Here is a 19,358-nt window from a genome sequence, read left to right as displayed (position 1 = left end):
AGGAGATTGATAAAACCGTATTCGACATAGCAATTATAGATATCAGTCTAGAAAAGAAAACAAGTGGTATTGAGTTTGTAGAATATTTAGTAAAAAATAAACTTTCATTACCCTTTATCTTTCTTACGGCTATGCATGGAAGGGCTATTTTTGAAAAAGCCAAGCTAACCAATCCTTATACGTATTTATTAAAACCTTTCAATAGTTTTGAGCTCCAGTATACAATAGAACTGATCATTAAAAAATATCATTTTCAAGATGATGCGTTTTTACCTAAAAAATCTGAAGCTATTCTTAATGCTAATTATTTCTTTGTAAAAGAACAAAATAGAATATTCAAGATAAGCATAAATGATATTGAGTATTTCTCTGTTGATGATATTTATAGTACTATCTATACTAGTTACAAAAAACTGGATATGCAACAAAAAATGGTACAAAAAGTTAAGCTACATTTTTGATTTGATATAATTTTTCAAATTCGATGATATTTTTGTAACCAAGAGCAGAATGTCTTCTGTATCTGTTGTACCAAGTTTCTATGTATTCAAAGACTTTAATTTGAAGACTTTTGTTGGATATAAACTTATTGTCTATCATTAGTTCTGTTTTGATTGTTTTAAAAAAAGATTCAGCTACTGCATTATCCCAACAGTTTCCTTTTCTACTCATACTGGGTGTTACATGATAACTTTTAAGGATATTAACAAACGCATGAGATGCGTATTGTACACCTCGATCAGAATGAAAAATCATACCTTCACAAGGCATTCTGTTGTTTACAGCCATTCTCCATGCAGCAATGATAGTTTGTCTTGCTTTGAGTCCATTGCTCAAAGACCAACCAATGACTTTACGATCAAACAGGTCAATAATTACCGTTAAGTACAGCCATCCTTGTGCAGTCTTTAAATAGGTAATATCAGAAACCCATTTCTGTGCAGCAGCGGTAGCTTTAAAATCTCTATCCAATACATTATCAGCTACTGGATATTGATGCTTAGAATCTGTCGTGACAACAAATTTCTTTTTACGAACTGCTTTAATCCCGTGTTTTTTCATCAATCGTGCTACCCTAGACCTAGATACTTTAAACCCTTTAGCTTTGAGTTCCTCTGTAATTCTAGGACTTCCATAAGTAGATTTACTTCGCTCACAGATACGGTGAATCTCAGAGAGTAGCATACGATTTTTTCCATCTCTATCTGATGGAACATAATTCTTACTCCTGTAATAACTGTTTCTACTAATTTTAAAAATTTTACACATCTTCCCAACCGGATATTCTCTACTGTAATCTTTGATAAATTTCAATACTTCCGATCGCTCTTGGAGAAGATGCTCACGGCCTTTTTTAAGATATCCCGCTCCATGTTAACATCCTTGAGCTGTTTACGTAATCGCTCTAACTCTTTCTGATCTTCTGTGAGTTGTTTGACGCCATTACCGCTAAAAGCTAAATCAGGACGCTGTTCTAATTCTCTACGCCATCTGTAAATAAGATCTGCACTGATTCCCAATTCCATGGCAATCTGCTTTGTGTTACCTCGTACATTGCTTAATTCTACTGCTTTAATTTTAAACTCTTTACTGTATTTTCTTCGTTTCATATGGTTAAGTTATTTTAGATAAAATTAGCTTAACTCTTTGTCACTCTAAATGTAGCAAGTCCAAACACCTTATACGTTTATCTTTAAAAAAAATTAAAGAAATACTACGCACCAAAAACTTTGAACAAACACATAGAAAATACTTGGTAAATGGAGATAAGATTAAAGAATTTAACCTTACTGAAAACACAGTATATCTTCAATCAGGAAAGCAACTCCCTATAAGTGACCGCTATAAAAGAACATTAAATAGTTGGCAGCACATGCTTAAATAGAACTATATTACCTTCTTTTTCTTTATTACTTCTGATTTTACTTTGGTAAAAGTACGCTTACTGTACTTGTAAGCTTCCCCTAATTAGAACTGTTTAAATTTCTAATATTTGATAAATTTATTGTTTTAATTCTCTTGGAGCTAGCCCCAAGAGAATTAATTTCTGCGTATTTTATTGGCGATAATCTACCAAGCCCGTCATGGGGTCGATGATGATTATAATCATACATCCAATCTTGGGTTTGTTCTCTTACTTGGTTAATGTTCTCAAAAATATATTTATCAATAACTCCTCGCCTATAAGTTCCATTAAATCTCTCTACAAATGCATTTTGAGTTGGTTTGACAGGGTGAATATAGGTAAACTCTATGTCATGCATTTGGCTCCATACAGCGGTGATATTAGCAATGAACTCCGGGCCATTATCCATACGTATCTTATTGGGCTTTCCTCTTCTATTAACAAGATCGTTAAGTACCCAAAACACACGATTACTTGGTAAAGAAAAATCTACTTCTATATGTAATGCCTCTCTATTACAGTCATCGATAATAGTAAAGGCTCTAAAACGTCTTTTGTTCTCAAGGGTATCGGTAACAAAATCCATACTCCATGTATCATTAAGATTTTCCGGAACCTCTAATGGTTCTTTCACTCTAGATGGTAATCGTTTTTTTACTTTACCACGTAGAGGAAGTCCTAATGCTTTGTAAACCCTATACAATCGTTTATGATTCCATGGTTTGCCTTGATTACGTAAACGACTATAAGCCTTCCAAAAACCTTCATCCTTTACAGTTCCTTTTACAGTGTTTTGTGCACTTAAAGTAATTCCGAAAAATAATAGGGTAATGAGCATTAAAATGTGTTTTTTTGCAATAGTTTTCATTTTTTTAGTTTATTTAATTGGTTTAATCATTTACATTTTTTATTAAAAAAATTCCATATTTCTGTAAATAAACTAAATATATTTAGCAATTTGAAAAAATGTGCGATTTATACAATAAATTATGAAAAAAATTCAAATACAAGACATAAGTATCAAGACATATAAATAATTAGTACTTTTGTAAGACAAATAGAACATTTATATTTTTTTATAATGAATCCGGATTTTAATATTAAAAACTATGTAGTTTATGGAAAAGAAGATTATACCTTACCTTCTTATTTTATTAATGTAGAATCTATTAAAAAAACAGCGAAAGCATTTCATGGACATATAAAACCTCATGTACATTCAAACTTATTCCAAGTGCTGTATATTAAATCGGGAAAGGGGTTTTTTAAATCTGATCAAACTTATATTGAGGTTAATGGCCCTTGCATTATAACCGTTCCAGAATACACACTTCATGAACTCTATTTTAATGAAGATACTGAATATGACGGAAAAGTAATTACGTTGGCAAATTATTTATTGGATCAACTGTTAAATGAGTTGCCAAATGGTTTATTGAAACTTACTGACAGTATTAATTTTGTAAACGAAATAGGAGATTATAGTAAAAATAATTATTTTATAAAAAAAATTAATTCTTATTTACCTATCAATAGCTCCAGAGGAAGGATAGCTGCTAATTCTTACTTAAGTTTATTATTTTTAAAGTTATTGGAATACGATAATTTAAGTACAGTTGTACAAAAGAAAATAAAAAATAAAAGTTATTTATATTTTAGGAAATTTCAGCAAAATATAAAAGAAACGCATTCTATTTCTAAAACAATTTCTGAATATGCAGATAACCTTAGAATTACACCCACACACCTTAATAGAATTTGTAAATCGAATGTGGGTTTAGCCGCTTCTCAAGTCATTCAAAATTTTATTTTACTAGAAGCAAAACGTAATTTAAATTATACTTCTCATACCATTTCTGAGATATCTCATATATTAAATTTTAATGATTTGGGTTATTTTTGTCGATTTTTTAAAAAACATACAGGAAAAACTCCAAAAGCTTATAGACAATCTCAAGATGAGGCTTCGAATAAATAATAGCATTTTTAGCTTAAAATTACTTACAATAAAGTGAACTTTTTTAAATCTGAAAATAGTATAAATTACAGTATCATCTAGGTTTATAGAAGAAATTAAACGTTAATCCTACTAAAATTAAAAGAATACCCACAATATTCCCTATTGTGTAAATTTCTCCAAGCCAAAAAATTCCTAGCAAAGCAGTAAAAATAACTTCTATATATTTTAGCGGAGCTACTCTGTTTGTTTTCGCAATTTGAAAAGCTTTTGTCATAAACAGCTGTCCAAAAAAACCAAAAATCCCTAGACTACAAAGTACTAACCATTCTGTATGAATAGGCGTTTTCCAATACGGAATGCATAAAAGACCTCCAAATATAGTAGCAATTCCCATAAAGTAGTTTATTATTACAACTGGATGTTCAGTTTTTCCAATCTTACGAATAATCACATATACCGAACCACTAAAAATTGCTGAAGCTAAAGCTAATAACAATCCGAAATTGCTTATTAATGAGTCAAACCCCTTTAAAACCAATACACCAGAAAAGGCAATTATAAAAAATAACCATTGTGCTGGCTTACTCTTTTCTTTTAGTAAAAAGGCAGCAAATATAGTCGCAAAAATAGGTGCCAAATAGCGCAAGGTAATGGCAGACCCTAAAGTCAAATATTTTAGTGCCATAAAAAAGAGGGTCATAGATATTACTCCTACAAAACCTCTAATAATAAGTAGTACTTTCTTTTTGCCGAAATAAGGAATCCTAAAATACCTAAGATATATTGAAGTTAAAATTAGTGTACCTAATGAACGAAAAAAAACAAGCTGATAGGCATTAAAATATGTCAGGTATTTTACAAATGCACTCAATAACGAGAAACTCGCAGCGCTTATGAGCATGTATTTTATAACTTTCTTAGTAATTAGCTACACTAAAAATTCTTGTTATATAAAACTTCATTTTCTTTAATTTCAAACAAACCTGGAAAAGGAAAATGAGTTCCAAAGATGACTGCTTTTTTCGTTTTTGCTAAATTGTATAATTCCTGAATGGTTTTGTATAGTGTCTGAGGATATGAATCATACATTGAATGCAATTTTGGAACTGTTATTTGAGAAGAATGTCTAAAAGCATCTGCTATATGTAATAGATGTTCTCCTTCAGATTCAATGAGTATTGCAAAATGATCAGACCGATGCCCAGGAGCATATATAAATTTAAAGATTCCTAAAAATGTTTTTTCTTCCTCTTCTAATGAAATCTTATTTTTTAAGTTTGGCAAATGCTCATTTGCCCATCTTTTTCTTGCTACAATAGAAACTTCTTTTTTTTCTTCTGATGAATTTTTAATAAAGGGTGTATTTTCAAACTCTTTTATTAATTTCTGTTTAGAGGCTCTTTTTGTCCATAGATTCCACATGCGCTTTGGCATGATTACTTTTGTTTGTCTAAAAGCCTTTAGCCTTCTATCTTCCATTGCATATTGTTGTAAACCACTTACATGATCTGCATCACAATGTGTTAAAATAATATAATCTATACTTGATAGAAAAACACCTGCTTCTTCTATGCTATTTAATAATTCACCGTTTCCTCTTCCTGTATCAATAAGCACATTGTATTTATCAGATTTTATAAAAAGATAATTAAAGCCCATCTGTATTGTAGGTGCTACTTTTTTTAATATTGATGATTTTGCTGTGGGGAACACCTTATGAAAAGGTAATTCTATTTCACTGTCATAGAGGGCTATACACTCTAAGGAACCTATATTAAATTTTTGAAATTTTCCCATACCAAATCAACTCCAACCATATAAGCGTTCTGGATTATCAACTAATATTTTTTTCTGTAAATCTTTATCGTAAGTAAATAATGCTACCAAATCAACCAAATGCCCATCATTTGGCATGTGTTCTTTGATATTTGGGTGCGGAAAATCTGTTCCCCAAAGAATTCTATCAGGTGCTGTTTGAATTAATTTTTGAGCATACGGAATGGCATCATAAAATGGAGGTCCTGCTTTGGAAATACGTTCGCTACCGCTTACTTTTACCCACCAGTTATCTCGTTGCATAAAATCTAATAACACTTTAAATGCAGGTTGTTCTATGCCTCCACCTGTAGGAACTCTTCCCATATGATCTACAATAATTTGCAAGTCTTTAAATTGATTAAAAAAACTTTCGTACTCAATAATATCTTCTGCATTTACATGAATTACCAAATGCCAACCGTATTGTTTTACACGTTCTAAAACATTTTTCATTCCCACTAAATCTGGCGCACCACCTAAATGTTTTACAAAATTGAATCGAACCCTGCGAACTCCACCTTTATTTAGTTCTTCAAATTGTTTGTCTGTAAAATTTTTATTAGCAATACAAACTCCTTTATAAGCACCATTACTGGATGCAATAGCATCAATCATAGCACTGTTATCTATGTCATGACAGCTAGCCTGTACTATAACAGCACGTTCTATTCCTAAAAAGTCATGTAATTTTTTTAATTCATTTTTTCCATTATCCGGAGGCCAATAGGTAGCATCTGGACGGTATGGGAATTTATCTCGTGGACCAAATACATGGCAATGTGCATCTGTAGCATTTTTAGGTAATGTATAATTTGGTTTCTTTGGTTTGGCATTGGGAGCCATACAGGTTTTTTTCATTTTCTTTTACTTTTCTAAAATTAATGTATTAAAAATTTCATTTTTTTGAATCATCAAGATTATTATTGAAAATCTTTCTTTTTCTTATTTTTCCAGATAGATTCAGGAATATAAACTACTCCTTTACTAATTGGACGTGCTGTTCTTAACACTCCTGATTTATTAAATTTTATCACATTATCTTGCTGTTCTAATTCAAACTTTACTGTAAATTCACCTGAAGGATGCTCTACAGACATTTGTTTTTTTATGTCTTTTGCGATATTTGCAATTCTATCTGCTACTGAGCCTTTAAGAATACAAGCACTTGCTACAGAAACTGCACCCAATACACCTATTGCCGTATGGCATACGTGTGGGATAAAGGTTCTTGTATTAATAAGCCCTCCGTTTTTGGCTTTTGATATGAGTGTCATTTTTGGAACGGTCTTATTTAAAACATCACCTAAATTCATTTTTATACCTGCCTGAAGTCTAATTTTTTCTAACTTCTCTTTTAATTTTATATTATCATTTAATTCGTCTTTTGTTTCGTAGCCTGTAATTCCTACATCTGTTGCTCTTATATTAACCACTGGCATTCCGTTGTCTATACAGGTAACTTCAATTCCATCTATTAGGTCAATTAGGTTTCCTGTAGGTAGTAAATCTCCTGTACTGGCACCTTCTACATCTAAATAATTGCAAAAAATAGGAGATCCTGTTCCCGGCACACCATCAACTTTAGCATCACCTTCATAAGTTATTTCCCAATGAGGAAAGACTGTCACCTCACAAAAAGAGTCACTATTTAACATGTGAATAACGGCTGTAGTATCCATTTGTGTAGTTTCAACCATTCCTTTTTCTATTGCAAAAGGGAGAACTCCCGAAAGAATGTTTCCGCAATTTTGAGCATCTATAACAATTCCTTTTCCAATTACCACTTGTAAAAAAAGGTATTCTAGAACGACACCTTCTTTTTTAGACGGTCCGACAATGGCCACTTTGCTTGTTAAAGAATCGCCTCCTCCAAGGCCATCAATCTGCCTTAGGTCTCCATTACCAACACCTTCCATGATTGCCAAAATAACTTTATTTCTTAATTCTATATCTTTTGGTAAATCTGAAAAATTCAAGAATATTCCTTTGGAACTTCCTGCTCTTATTTGCATGAAAGAAATAGCTGTTTGACTCATTTTTAATAAGCTTTATTTTAGTTTTTTGCTAGATATTCAAGTTTATGCAAAATTCCCATAGTATCATAACATTGCGAAGCACTTGCATTTGGTTCTTCACCCGTTCTAATGGCTTCAAAAAATTCTCTATCCTGAAGTTCAATACCACTGTCTGAGATACCGCTCCAATCATAATCTACCTTCTTATCCCATCCGTCTGTCATATCATTATACCTTACTTTAAAAGTACCTTCTTCACAGATGTACCTGAACCAAGAACCCAATGGACCCTCATTATTAAATGATAAAGCAACTGTTAGTAATTTGCCTGAAGTACTTTTCATTCCAATATTCATATCTAACGGAACCTTTATTATTGGGCTAACAGGACCTTCCATTGCCCAACGTTTTACTTCTGGTTCACCTGTTTGATATCTAAATAAATCTACACTGTGGCAGGCATGATGCCATAAAAGATGGTCTGACCAATTTCTTGATTTACCTAAAGCACTTTTATTTTCTCTTCTGTGGAAAAATGTCTGTACATCTAAATGATGAAGATGCAACTCTCCTTTATTAATTTTATCATGTATCCATTGATGTGGTGGGTTAAAGCGTCTGGTATGCGCTACCATTGCAACTTTACCAGTTTCTTTCTGTGTACGTACTATTTCTCTTGAATCATTGAGATTATCTGCCATTGGTATTTCAATGAGTACGTGCTTTCTAGCTTTCATACAAGCGATTGCTTGGCTAGCATGTAATGGTGTAGGCGTTGCTAATATTACGGCTGCTTCATTTGGATTAGCAATGGTTTCTTCGAAATTGGTAGACCAGTTTGGAATGTTATATTTAGAAGACACTTCTTTTAATTCTTCTTCATCTGCTCCTAATAATGTTGTTATTTCTACGTCTTCAATATTTTGAATAGCACTTATATGTTTTAAGGCTATTGATCCTGAGCCTGCTAAAATAATTTTCATTTTTTTTATTTTTTATTCCAAAGAATAGGAAGTCCTACATAATTTTCTGCAAAAGAATGTCCACCTACTTCAGAATCTAAGAGATAAGAAATAGTGGCTTCTTGCATTTTAGTTTTAAATTCATCTTGATTTGGATCGATATGAAAAGTGGTTGTAACCCACCAAGAAAAGCGTTCAACTTTCCAAATACGACGCAAACAAATTTCTGTATATCTATTTAAAATATCGTCATCTTTTTCGTTGTAATGATTTATTAATCCTTTTGATAATACATTTATATCTGCAATAGCTAAGTTCATTCCTTTTGCTCCGGTTGGTGGAACAATGTGTGCAGCATCGCCAGCAATAAATAATTTTCCGTGTTGCATTTTATCGCAAACAAATGATCGCATTGGAGCTACTCCACTGTTTATTATATTTCCTCTGTTAAGTTTTACTCCTAACCTTTTGTCTAATTCGTCCCAAACCCATTCTTCTTCATAAGTATCAGGGTCAGTTCCATTCGGACATTGAATATATAATCTTGACAATTCAGATCCGCGCATACTTTGCAAAGCAAATCCATCAGGATGATGTGCATATATTACTTCATGAGAAATTGGTTTTGCTTCAGCTAAAACACCATACCAAGAATATGGAAATTCATAAGTGAAAATATTTTTTTCAGTTATTGGAAGTGAAGGTCTCGAAATACCATGAAATCCATCGCAACCAATTATGTAATCACATTGTAAGGTGTACATTTTTCCGTGTAATGAATAATGGATAATTGTATCTTTTGTTTCATCATCAAATCCTTCCAATCTTTGACCTTTTGCTTCCCAAATTATTTGAAGACCATCTTTATTTGCACGGTCAATCATATCATTGGTTATATTTTTTTGACCATAAACTGATACAACTTTTCCACCAGTTAAACCTTTAACATCTAACCTTTGAGCGACTCCATTAAAGTGCAAGCCTATACCATTATGAATCATTTTGTTAGCTTGCAATTTTTCACCAACTCCAGCATTTACAAAAGTATCGACTGTGCCTTGTTCCATTACTCCGGCACGTAATCTTCTACGCAAATATTCTTCATTTCTGTTTTCTAAAATAATTGATTCTATTCCTGCATTATGTAACAATCTTTGCAATGTTAAACCAGCAGGTCCAGCACCTATTATACCTACTTGTGTTTTAAGATTCATTTTGATTTTCGTTTTCGAAGCAAATAATACCAAATGCAGTATTACTACTTGCCACATGATATTTTCTAAATTTTTCTACTACTTTGTCTTCCATTGCACCTCTCATAATTTGCCACATGACTAATTCTATTCCTTCAGATCCTGCTTCTCTTATATAATCTAAATGTGGTTTATATCTATTCAAATCATTATCACCACCTAAATTATTTAAGTAGTTTATGTCAAATTCTGTATTTACAACACCTGCACGTTCTCCTTGTAACTGATGAGACATTCCTCCTGTTCCTGCAATAACAACATTTAAATCTTCAGGAAATTCTTCTACTGCTTTTTTAATTGCTTTGCCAAGATTAAAACATCTATTTGCAGTTGGTGGGGGAAATTGAATTACATTAACACAAATTGGAATTACCTTAACTGGCCATTTGTCTACTTTACCAAAGAAAACAGTTAAAGGAACTGTGCATCCGTGATCAACATCCATTTTATTGGCAATAGTTAAATCAAATTCATCTAATATGCAAGATTCAGCAATATGCCAGGCTAATTCAGAATGTCCAATTGCATCCGGAACTTTTCTTGGCCCATAACCTTCATCTGCAGGTTTAAATACATCTGCAGTGCCTATGGCAAAAGTTGGTATTAACTCTAAAGAAAAAGCAGAAGCGTGATCGTTATAAACCAAAACAATAACATCTGGTTTTAAGTCTGCTAGCCATTTTCTTGCAGGAGGCAAAGCATTAAAAAGCGGTGTCCAATAACCCTCTTGCGTTTTATCATTGTCTGAAGCAGCTCCAACCGGAGGCACGTGACTACAACCTATTCCGCCAACTATTTTTGCCATACTATTTTTTTAATGATTTTTTACTCCTATTACCTATTATTGATCTTCCGCCACTTAGCATCATATCTCTAAATTCTTCTTCTGTTATATTAGACATTTTACCTCCTACATATTGCATGGATCTTTTATCGAAAATTGCGATCTTAAAAGTGTAATAAATGTTTCCTCCTAATTGTAATAATTTCAGCCACTCACGATTTAAAACTGCTTGTTTTTGTTCATCAGACATTGGAAATTGTTTTAAATACTCAACTTCATTTTCTCTAAATTCAGCTCTATTCTCTTGTTTGTTCAAAGACATGCAAAACATGTTTAGATGGTATCCTTTTTTAGAATGCTCTGGTGTTAAGACATAGGTGCCTGGTATGTCATTGAATGCTTCTCTTAATGCTTTCTTTTCTTCAAATGTCATGGTCTAATTCTATTTTTAGTATCCAAATTTTTTATCCCATTCATAAATTTGTAAAGATGTTTTGCCTTCTAATAGTTGTGCTCTAACACTAGCTTCTTTTTCTTCTCTGGCTTCAGATTTTTCAATAGCTTCATCAATTCGGTCTTTTGGAACTACAACAACTCCATCTCTATCACCAACGATGATATCTCCCGGATTAATAACACAATCCCCAATAGTAATGGATTTATTTAAGGTTCCTTCTGGGTCTTTAGTTGTTCCTTTTATACAATAACCACGTGAAAATACTGGAAAACCTAGTTCTTCTATTTCATCTGCATCTCTAATACAACCGTCTATTACTAATCCTTTAACACCATGTTGCATAGCTCCAGAGGTCAATAAATCGCCCCAATACCCATATTCAAATCCGCCTTGACAGTCAACAATAATTACATCTCCTGATTTTGCATACGCATAAGCTCTATGTAAAAGTACGTTGTTCCCAGGTTTTAATTTAACAGGATATGCTAACCCACAAAGACGTTGCTTTTTATGTAAAGGTTTAATTTGATATGGTAAGTTACCTATGCGCCCAAGTGCTTCATGTATAGTAGCAGTTCCAAATTTTGATAATTTATCTAATCCTCCTACTACTGGCACCATGGCTTGATGGGATTCTGCATATTTTATGTCTTGTTTTCCTGAAATTCTTCTTGCATGATTGCCTCTTCTTGATCCTAATTCTGTATAATAATTTACAAGATAACCTTGTGCTTTCATACATTGCATTGCAGCAATTTTTTTATCAAAAACACTTGTAATATCAATATATGTATCTGGAACGAAACCGGATAATTCCGGTTGGTGTGGCTCAAAAGAAAACCATCTTGGCGGATATATTCTCTTAAAAGCGGCAGCAACTCCAGCTCCTGCAGATAACAACCTTGCTTGTTGTACTGTACGGAATGTTAAAGGATGGTCGGGATTAAAAGGGTCTTTTTCAGTATGCGTAATAATTACTTGTGGCGCAAAATTTCGAATAATTTCTGCTAATTGATCTATTCGATCTTCATTTACTATCATAGGGTAATCTCCCCAATCTAAACATTTGTATTCGCATCCTAAAATTTCTGATGCTTTAGAGGACATTTTATGACGTAATTTTTTTACCTCTTCAACAGTTTGATTTGGGTTTTCTTTCCATAAGACACCGGATTCGCCTCTTTCCCCATATGATAGTGAGAGATTTAATACCTCTCCTCCTTGTTCAACTACTTTAGCTATTGTTCCACCTGCTCTCCAAACAAAGTCCGCAGCATGTGCTCCTACAATTAATAATTTCATCTTAATATGTATAATAAATGTTCTATTTGTCTAATTAATTTTAGATACAAATATATAATTAAGATTCTTAAAAATTATTGGACAATACATACAATTAATAATCTTTTTGATACATTTTTATTATTTTAAAACCAATCAAAAATGTATGATAAAATTAGAGAAAATTAGGCTAACAAATTCTTTTAGAAAGTTTTATGGTTTAAAAAGAAGTTAAAATTCTAAAAAAACCACTTCAAATATATGAAGTGAGTGAAAAAGAGAAGACTATTTGAAAAGATTCACTAATTGCTATGAGAAACTAATACCAGTTATTATTTGAAATTACTGCAAAAGAAAATGATGATTTTTTTCTTTATTGGAGTTAGAAAAATAAAGGCCTTCGTTACGGTTTCTTTTTATAGCGAACAAAAAAGGAAAAAAGAGCATTTTATTACGGTAATTTCAAGTGATAAATGGTATAAGGACGTAATTTTTCTTGAAAGAAACAAAATTTGAAAACCCAATCCAGGACATGTTGTTGAAAAACTACTAAAGCAAAAATATTATTAAATAATATTTTGAATTACTAATAAATAATGTCTGCCTTTATTGGATGGGCTTTGTTTTCAGAAATAACCTAGAAATTTATCACCGTATCAAGTGCATCATCTGCTTCTTTATGAATAAAGTTTGCTTGGTAATTGATGGTCGTTTTTAAATCACTATGACGATAGAGTTTTTGGAGCATTAATGGATGTATCGCATCTCCTGCAATATTTTCAAATGAATGGCGAGCGATATGATTAGATAAGTTTTTATCAATCTCACATTGTCCGGCGATACGTTTCAAGTATTTATTAAACAAACTGGTTGCGTTACGGGTTTTGACAAAAATATCATAGGGATCCTTTTTGTTGGCTTTACTCAAAAACAGAAATACATAAGCGTTTTTTGAGTTCTTTATTTCTTCGTATTGAGCCAAAATGCTTTTTATTTTGTCTGGAATTTTAAGGCTGACAGGCTTTTCGTTCTTATTCATCGTATAGAACAGTGAACTTACTACATTAGCCTGGACATAAAGGAGCGAGATTTAGAGTTAACGTAATTAACTTTGAATTATGAAAAAACAAAAACGTAATTACAGTCCCACATTTAAACAAAAAGCTGTAGAATTAGGTTATGCCCGCGGCAATGTAAAACAGGTTTGCCAGGAATTAGATATTCCTTATTCGGTTCTATTTCGTTGGCGTAGAGAAGAAAAAAAGTATGGCAAAAATAGTTTTCCGGGAAAGGGTAATCCCAAGCAAACAGACGAGGAAAAAGAAATAGCTCGTTTAAAGAAACAATTTTAAACTATTAACGAATTTGAATTAAATATGTATAACCAAAAGTTAGCAGCATAGTCTCTTAAATAATTGTCCACTTTTTTGTTGCAAGTTCACTCATTTCTTTTGGCGATAAAGCGAGGGGCGGTTTACCTCAGAACCCTATCTCAGCTCAAGAGCGTTTTTAAGGTTGAGTTCATAAATTTTGCCTGACGGCTGTTTTTTTAGACTTTATTTATCAAGCATTATATTGTTTTTGGAAGAGAGACCAACTGTTTTTAATCTCTGACAGGATTTTTACTGATTAAAAATGTCCAGTTTATTTATAAATAAACTGGACATTTATATATCTTTGTGATAAACTTAAAGTAATGAAAACATCATATTATATAAGAGATAAGATAGATAGGCTTCCAAAAGGCTATGTATTTACCTATATTGACTTTATTACTGATGTGAATAGGCGAGAGGCAGTTATTAAATATCTCAATAGGATGGTTGCTTCAGGAGAAATCAATAAGCTTTCCAAAGGCAAATACTATAAAGCAGAAAAGAGCGTATTTGGTGACTTGCCAGTAGAACAATATCAAATAGTAAAAGATTTATTGGAGAAAAATGGAAAAACTATTGGCTATCTCACAGGCTATGGATATTACAATTCTATCGGATTGACCACCCAAGTGAGTAATATCATCCAAATTGGAAAAAATGAAGTACGCCTAGCTTTGAAAAGAGGACGTTTTAAAATTTCTTTTATCAAACAGAAAAATACGATTACCAAACAAAATATTCCTTTATTACGCTTACTGGATACCATTCGGTATATAAAAAGAATCCCGGATGCCCCAATCGATACTTCTTGTTATCGCTTACTGGTTTTACTCAAAGAATTAGGAGAAAAAGAAAGAAGATTATTGATAAAATTAGCGTTAAAATACCCTCCGATGACCAGAGCTTTACTGGGGGCTTTGTTAGAACAATTAAAAATCTCACAGGATTTAGGAAATTTAAAAAGATCCCTAAATCCTATCACAGCCTACAAACTATTGGTTTCCGAGAAAATTTTACCCACTACTAAAAACTGGAATATCAGATGAGATTACACAAAAACACAGAGCTATTTAAAGAGGCTATAAAAATTACCGCCGAACGCTTGGGGATCAAAGATATTTATCTTGAGAAAGATTATTGGGTAACATTTGCCTTGCGCACTATTTTTACCAACAAGATAGGAGGAAGTGTCATTTTTAAAGGAGGTACGTCTTTGGTGAAATGTTTTGGGTTGATTGAACGTTTTTCCGAAGATATTGATTTGACTGTTTTGCGTTACGAAAACGATACAGATCATCAATTAAAGAAAAAATTAAAACAAATAACAATCGTTATTGCAAATAATTTACCAGAAATTCAGTTGGACGGAATCACGAATAAAATGGGAATGATTCGAAAAACAGCACACACCTATCCTCATTTTTTAAAAGGTGATTTTGGACAAGTTCGAGATACTATCATTATTGAATCTTCTTGGTTGGGGAGTTTTGAGCCTCATACTACTGCCGAAGTATCATCGTATATTTACGATATGATGATTGGAACTGAACAAAATGAATTGATACAAGAATACAATTTGTTGCCTTTTTTGGTAAAAGTACTCGACCCCAAAAGAACTTTGTGCGAAAAAATTATGAGTTTGGTACGATTCTCTCATGCAGAAAATCCAATCATCACTTTAAACAACAAAATCCGTCATGTGTATGATATTCATAAAATATTGGAAAACGAAGAATTAACAACATTTTTTAACGCCGATGAGTTTGAAAAAATGCTCTTAAAAGTAGCGAATGACGATGTTGTGAGTTTCAAAAATGATAACCATTGGCTGAAATACCATCCAAAAGATGCCTTATTATTTGCCGAGCCAGTGCAAACGTGGAATCAATTAGAACAGACCTACCAATCGAGCTTTAAAGCAATGGTATATGGAGAATTACCGAACGAGGCAGATATTTTGAACACTCTTAAACTAATAGCAAAACGACTAGAGAATTTGGAATGGAATATCAATATTTAAAAATTAATCACTGTGTCTAAAGCATCATCCGCTTCCTTGTGAATAAAATTCGCTTGATAATTGACGGTCGTCTTTAGATCACTATGGCGATACAATTTTTGGAGCATCAATGGATGAATCTTATCTCCTGCAATATTTCCAAAAGAATGACGAGCAATATGATTGGATAAATTTTTGTCTATCTCACAACGCTTTGCAATACGTTTTAGGTACTTGTTAAATAAACGTGAGGCATTACGGGATTTCATAAAAATATCTTTGGGGTCTTTCTGATTAGCATTTGCAAGAAAAGGAAATACATAGCCATTATTTTGCTTCTTATTCGCTTTATATTTTTCTAGAATTCGTTCTGCTTTGTCAGGAACTTTTAGACTCAATGGTTTCTGGTTTTTATTCATTACATACATAAGTCGTCCATCTTTAAGATATCCTTGTCCCTGTCATAGGAGGAAACACGGCAGTCGATCCAAGCTTTGTAGATAGTTTTATTCATCGAAAGAGAGATGAAGAACGTGTTCGGAAACAATATCACCAAGCAGATACGTTAGCAAGAGAAAAGACTCTAACTCTTCATCAGAAAAATTGACCTTTTGCAGATTTTTTCCACAATGATCGAGTAATTCCTGTTTGAAATGTGTAAAGGTGAGTTCAGGCTGAGTTTGAGAAATTAGCTTGGTTTCAAAAATCAATTTCTCCATTGTCTGCAAAAGAATAATGACTGTCTTTGGTTAAAATAATGTGGTCGAGTAGTGTAATATCTATAGTTTTAGAAGCCTTAGAAATTTTTTGGGTAAGAATATGGTCAGCTTTTGAGGGTTTTGGATTCGAACTCGGGTGATTGTGTGATAGTATCATCGATACTGCCCCACAACCTAAAGCCGTGGCTAAAATCAGACGCATATCAATCATTGCCTGGGTCATAGTTCCAGAACTATGTGGGTAATATCCAATAATCTGATTGCGGTTGTTGAGATACAAAACCATAAACTGTTCCTGTAATTCCAGTGTGTCGGGATTCCATAAAGAACGGAGCGTTTCAGCTGATTGCCCACTATCCAAAATTTTAATGCGGTCTTTGACTGGAATCTCAGGTTGGTAACTGAGTTGAATCTTTGAAATAGGAATTTGTTTGAGCAATTTGGATTTGTAATTATCAATATGGGAATGCAATTTTAGGCGTGAGGACTGCTCACAAAACGACTGTGTTTGTGATTCAGAAGAAGAATTCATTTAAAAAGGAGTTAGAAAGAAGAAAAAAGAGCAGAGGTATTTAGTAAAAAGAATCATTACATGAGATAAATCCGTTGTAGCTAAACAAGAAGCGTTTGCTACGCTTGGATATCTGCAAGGAATGTTTGTTTTGCAAATATTTTTTTCTAAGTGCCAATATCATTGGTCTGGAAGCCAGAAGCAAACAGATAGAAGCACCTTTTCCAAGGTAAATTGCATTGTAGAAATTATGAATAGGCTCTTTGGTTTTGACCATAAAAGCAGGTGATTTTTTCATCAAAAAATGGGTTAGGAAAAATGTCCAACCAAAAAGCAGCAGTATTTCCCCTTTCCATATTCACCAGAAAAAAGTAAGGCTTGAAACTATGTGTATTTGTTTTTGCGAATAAAAAAAAGAATCCACCACAAAAAAGCCCTCTGAAGAAACAGAAGGCTTTTGTTTTTTGGCGTTAGAGCGGGCAAGTATTTATGGAAAAAATCAGTTCGCTACAAACATTTTTTTAAGAAAAAATACTTTTTACTTTTATTTATTGACCACCATATTGTCTTTTGAAGGGAGACCAATGGCTTTTAATACCTGATTGGCTTTTTCTACCTTATCTTGAAAAAGGGAACTATCTTGTTTGTATTTATTCAAGGTATTGTCAATTTTTACAATAGGTATTTTTCGTTGATTTAATTCCTCTATTGATTTCATATTGTTCTAAATTATTTTCTTCGTACTAAAAACGCATCAAAATTTGTGCCTTTTTCAAATACAATCCATTGATTTTCATATAAACCATATACCTCAAAATCTTCTTTTGCTTCTTCATAATACTTGGTAATTCCTATTCGGTAAAGCCGAATCCTTGTCTCGGTACTTCCAGTGGCATACACCCAAGCGTTTCTATTTTTGTCGGTGAAGGCAATATACTGCTGCTGCTACAGTGGCTAATATTTTTTCACTATCGTCATTATTTGAGATAACCAAATCATTAATTTAGTTTGTATTTGCCTTTTTATCTCCAAACCCAAGATTGTAAAAATCTTTTAAATGAGTTTCACTGAACTTAATAAGTTTTGGAATTTGCCCTTTTTTTCCAATACTCACAAATTCGAAAACGGTTAATGATTTTTCTGCACTAAGTGGGTATTTTGGTAAATTCACTGTTTCCTTATACAAACAGAAGTACTAAATATCTGATACTTACCCGCAGTTTAAAATATAATTTGATATATTTTAACTTTATTTGCCAACTTAAAATAAAGATATAAAAAGAGCTTAACTCGTGAATAAAGAGAGATTATCAGATTAATTTCACGAATTATTTGATTTTTTCGTGAAAATAAGTATTTTTGACGTATGAAACAATCTTCTCGTATGCTCAAACAAATACAATTGCTCAAAGAGCGTTATTGTCGTCTTGCTCCCGATAAACAGTCGTTAATCAAGCTGATTAATGAAACAGAAATAGCAGAACAAGTGTATAATTCTAATGCTATCGAGAATAGCACTTTGACATTGGATGAAACGGAAAAAATTCTGATGCGGATTGACCTAGACCGTTTTATCAACGAACGAGAACTCTTTGAAGCAAAAAATCTTGCACGTGTTGTAGAATATATCAATCAAAAAGCGACCGAAAAAGGGCTCGCCTTAGATACGATACTTTTGCTGCATAAAATGCTTATCAGTAATATTCGGGATGATATTGCTGGACGATTTAGAAATGAAGATGAATGGGTGCGTGTAGGCAATTATATTGCTCCTAATCCCATAGAAATTTTAGGACTGTTGAAAGAAATGTTGGTTCAGTACCAAACAAAAGATGCGGATAACATTATTCGGCGTATTGCCAGACTTCATCTTACTTTTGAACATATACATCCTTTTGTAGACGGGAATGGAAGAATTGGACGTGTGATTAATAATTATGCCTTACTTCGTGATAATTATGTGCCTATTAATATAAAGTTTATCAATCGAAAAGAGTATTACGATGCTTTTCAAGAGTTTGACCAACAAAAGACCACTACGATAATGGAAGAAATTGTTGGAAAAGCTTTGTGCCAAAGTTTTCATAAGCGATTAGCATACCTGGAAGGTAAAAAAATAATCGCTCTTTCTGATTATGCGAAGCAAGAAAAGATTTCTCATTCAAACTTACTCAACAAGGCAAATCGTCAAACCATTGAAGCATTTTTAGAAAAAGGAGTGTGGAAAATTGGGGTTTAAAAATCAAATTCTCTTTTCTAACTCGTGAAGAAGTATCTTTTTTATCCCTCAATTCACGAGTTACTGATTTAATTCGTA

The 19,358-nt window shown here is 32.7% G+C and carries 21 protein-coding genes and 2 pseudogenes; 7 read left to right on the top strand and 16 right to left on the bottom strand.

Annotated elements, in window-relative coordinates:
- Window positions 1-131 precede the first annotated feature (131 nt).
- Entirely contained in the window at window positions 132-461 is a 330-nt protein-coding gene (locus tag GKR88_13800) for a hypothetical protein (protein QMU65259.1), read from the top strand.
- On the opposite strand, the gene GKR88_13795 is transcribed toward GKR88_13800, so the two are convergent.
- A protein-coding gene (locus GKR88_13795) for an IS3 family transposase (protein QMU65258.1) occupies window positions 445-1,610 on the bottom strand; the annotation gives its coding sequence in 2 pieces (ribosomal slippage) (window positions 445-1,361 and window positions 1,361-1,610; 1,167 coding nt in all). The genes GKR88_13800 and GKR88_13795 overlap by 17 nt on opposite strands.
- A gap of 11 nt (window positions 1,611-1,621) precedes the next feature.
- On the opposite strand from GKR88_13795, the gene GKR88_13790 reads away from it, so the two are divergent.
- Complete coding sequence (locus GKR88_13790; protein QMU66724.1) at window positions 1,622-1,885, top strand: hypothetical protein; 264 nt, start codon at window positions 1,622-1,624, stop codon at window positions 1,883-1,885.
- Window positions 1,886-1,964: 79 nt separating this feature from the next.
- On the opposite strand, the pseudogene GKR88_13785 reads toward GKR88_13790, so the two are convergent.
- A pseudogene (locus GKR88_13785) lies at window positions 1,965-2,672 on the bottom strand (IS3 family transposase).
- Between the two features lie 315 nt (window positions 2,673-2,987).
- On the opposite strand from GKR88_13785, the gene GKR88_13780 reads away from it, so the two are divergent.
- Window positions 2,988-3,884, top strand: coding sequence for a helix-turn-helix domain-containing protein (locus GKR88_13780; protein QMU65257.1), 897 nt, complete (start codon window positions 2,988-2,990; stop codon window positions 3,882-3,884).
- Between the two features lie 73 nt (window positions 3,885-3,957).
- Here GKR88_13780 and GKR88_13775 read toward each other — a convergent pair whose 3' ends face one another.
- The 10 genes from GKR88_13775 to GKR88_13730 form a co-directional block, all read right to left on the bottom strand.
- Window positions 3,958-4,767, bottom strand: coding sequence for an EamA family transporter (locus GKR88_13775; GenBank protein QMU65256.1), 810 nt, complete (start codon window positions 4,765-4,767; stop codon window positions 3,958-3,960).
- Window positions 4,768-4,799: 32 nt separating this feature from the next.
- Window positions 4,800-5,663, bottom strand: a complete 864-nt coding sequence (locus tag GKR88_13770; protein QMU65255.1) for an MBL fold metallo-hydrolase — start codon at window positions 5,661-5,663, stop codon at window positions 4,800-4,802.
- A 6-nt stretch (window positions 5,664-5,669) separates the two neighbouring features.
- Window positions 5,670-6,542, bottom strand: a complete 873-nt coding sequence (locus GKR88_13765; protein ID QMU65254.1) for an amidohydrolase family protein — start codon at window positions 6,540-6,542, stop codon at window positions 5,670-5,672.
- A gap of 62 nt (window positions 6,543-6,604) precedes the next feature.
- Window positions 6,605-7,720, bottom strand: coding sequence for a 4-oxalomesaconate tautomerase (locus GKR88_13760; GenBank protein ID QMU65253.1), 1,116 nt, complete (start codon window positions 7,718-7,720; stop codon window positions 6,605-6,607).
- A 17-nt stretch (window positions 7,721-7,737) separates the two neighbouring features.
- Window positions 7,738-8,682 carry an oxidoreductase gene (locus GKR88_13755; GenBank protein ID QMU65252.1) on the bottom strand — a complete coding sequence of 315 codons (945 nt, stop codon included), beginning with the start codon at window positions 8,680-8,682 and terminating at the stop codon, window positions 7,738-7,740.
- Window positions 8,683-8,687: 5 nt separating this feature from the next.
- On the bottom strand, window positions 8,688-9,932 hold the full coding sequence (locus GKR88_13750; protein QMU65251.1) for a 4-hydroxybenzoate 3-monooxygenase: 1,245 nt from the start codon (window positions 9,930-9,932) through the stop codon (window positions 8,688-8,690).
- Entirely contained in the window at window positions 9,865-10,719 is an 855-nt protein-coding gene (locus GKR88_13745) for a protocatechuate 3,4-dioxygenase (protein ID QMU65250.1), read from the bottom strand. The genes GKR88_13750 and GKR88_13745 overlap by 68 nt, the downstream gene beginning before the upstream one ends.
- Before the next feature lies 1 nt (window position 10,720).
- Entirely contained in the window at window positions 10,721-11,131 is a 411-nt protein-coding gene (gene ligA / locus GKR88_13740; GenBank protein ID QMU65249.1) for a protocatechuate 4,5-dioxygenase subunit alpha, read from the bottom strand.
- 15 nt (window positions 11,132-11,146) lie between these two features.
- The gene (locus GKR88_13735) at window positions 11,147-12,457 is read right to left on the bottom strand and encodes a 4-carboxy-4-hydroxy-2-oxoadipate aldolase/oxaloacetate decarboxylase (protein QMU65248.1); all 1,311 of its coding nucleotides are present in this window, start codon (window positions 12,455-12,457) and stop codon (window positions 11,147-11,149) included.
- Window positions 12,458-13,073: 616 nt separating this feature from the next.
- Window positions 13,074-13,475, bottom strand: coding sequence for a tyrosine-type recombinase/integrase (locus GKR88_13730; protein QMU65247.1), 402 nt, complete (start codon window positions 13,473-13,475; stop codon window positions 13,074-13,076).
- 79 nt (window positions 13,476-13,554) lie between these two features.
- On the opposite strand from GKR88_13730, the gene GKR88_13725 reads away from it, so the two are divergent.
- From GKR88_13725 to GKR88_13715, 3 genes are all read left to right on the top strand, one after another.
- On the top strand, window positions 13,555-13,788 hold the full coding sequence (locus GKR88_13725; protein QMU65246.1) for a transposase: 234 nt from the start codon (window positions 13,555-13,557) through the stop codon (window positions 13,786-13,788).
- A gap of 344 nt (window positions 13,789-14,132) precedes the next feature.
- The gene (locus tag GKR88_13720) at window positions 14,133-14,858 is read left to right on the top strand and encodes a hypothetical protein (GenBank protein ID QMU65245.1); all 726 of its coding nucleotides are present in this window, start codon (window positions 14,133-14,135) and stop codon (window positions 14,856-14,858) included.
- Window positions 14,855-15,832 carry a nucleotidyl transferase AbiEii/AbiGii toxin family protein gene (locus GKR88_13715; GenBank protein QMU65244.1) on the top strand — a complete coding sequence of 326 codons (978 nt, stop codon included), beginning with the start codon at window positions 14,855-14,857 and terminating at the stop codon, window positions 15,830-15,832. The genes GKR88_13720 and GKR88_13715 overlap by 4 nt, the downstream gene beginning before the upstream one ends.
- Here the strand turns inward: GKR88_13715 and GKR88_13710 are convergent.
- The 4 genes and pseudogenes from GKR88_13710 to GKR88_13695 all read right to left on the bottom strand — a co-directional run bounded on the left by GKR88_13710 (window position 15,829) and on the right by GKR88_13695 (window position 18,212).
- Window positions 15,829-16,239 carry a tyrosine-type recombinase/integrase gene (locus GKR88_13710; protein QMU65243.1) on the bottom strand — a complete coding sequence of 137 codons (411 nt, stop codon included), beginning with the start codon at window positions 16,237-16,239 and terminating at the stop codon, window positions 15,829-15,831. The genes GKR88_13715 and GKR88_13710 overlap by 4 nt on opposite strands.
- 271 nt (window positions 16,240-16,510) lie before the next feature.
- Window positions 16,511-17,062 carry a DNA repair protein gene (locus GKR88_13705; protein QMU65242.1) on the bottom strand — a complete coding sequence of 184 codons (552 nt, stop codon included), beginning with the start codon at window positions 17,060-17,062 and terminating at the stop codon, window positions 16,511-16,513.
- Between the two features lie 40 nt (window positions 17,063-17,102).
- Window positions 17,103-17,339, bottom strand: coding sequence for a hypothetical protein (locus GKR88_13700; protein ID QMU65241.1), 237 nt, complete (start codon window positions 17,337-17,339; stop codon window positions 17,103-17,105).
- Between the two features lie 431 nt (window positions 17,340-17,770).
- Window positions 17,771-18,212: pseudogene (locus tag GKR88_13695) on the bottom strand (hypothetical protein).
- Window positions 18,213-18,407: 195 nt separating this feature from the next.
- Here GKR88_13695 and GKR88_13690 point away from each other — a divergent pair.
- Entirely contained in the window at window positions 18,408-19,280 is an 873-nt protein-coding gene (locus GKR88_13690; protein ID QMU65240.1) for a Fic family protein, read from the top strand.
- Window positions 19,281-19,358: the final 78 nt, after the last annotated feature.

Source organism: Flavobacteriaceae bacterium, assembly GCA_014075215.1.
In the GTDB taxonomy this organism is placed as follows: Bacteria; Bacteroidota; Bacteroidia; order Flavobacteriales; family Flavobacteriaceae; genus Polaribacter.
This window is presented reverse-complemented; position numbering and strand designations above follow the sequence as displayed.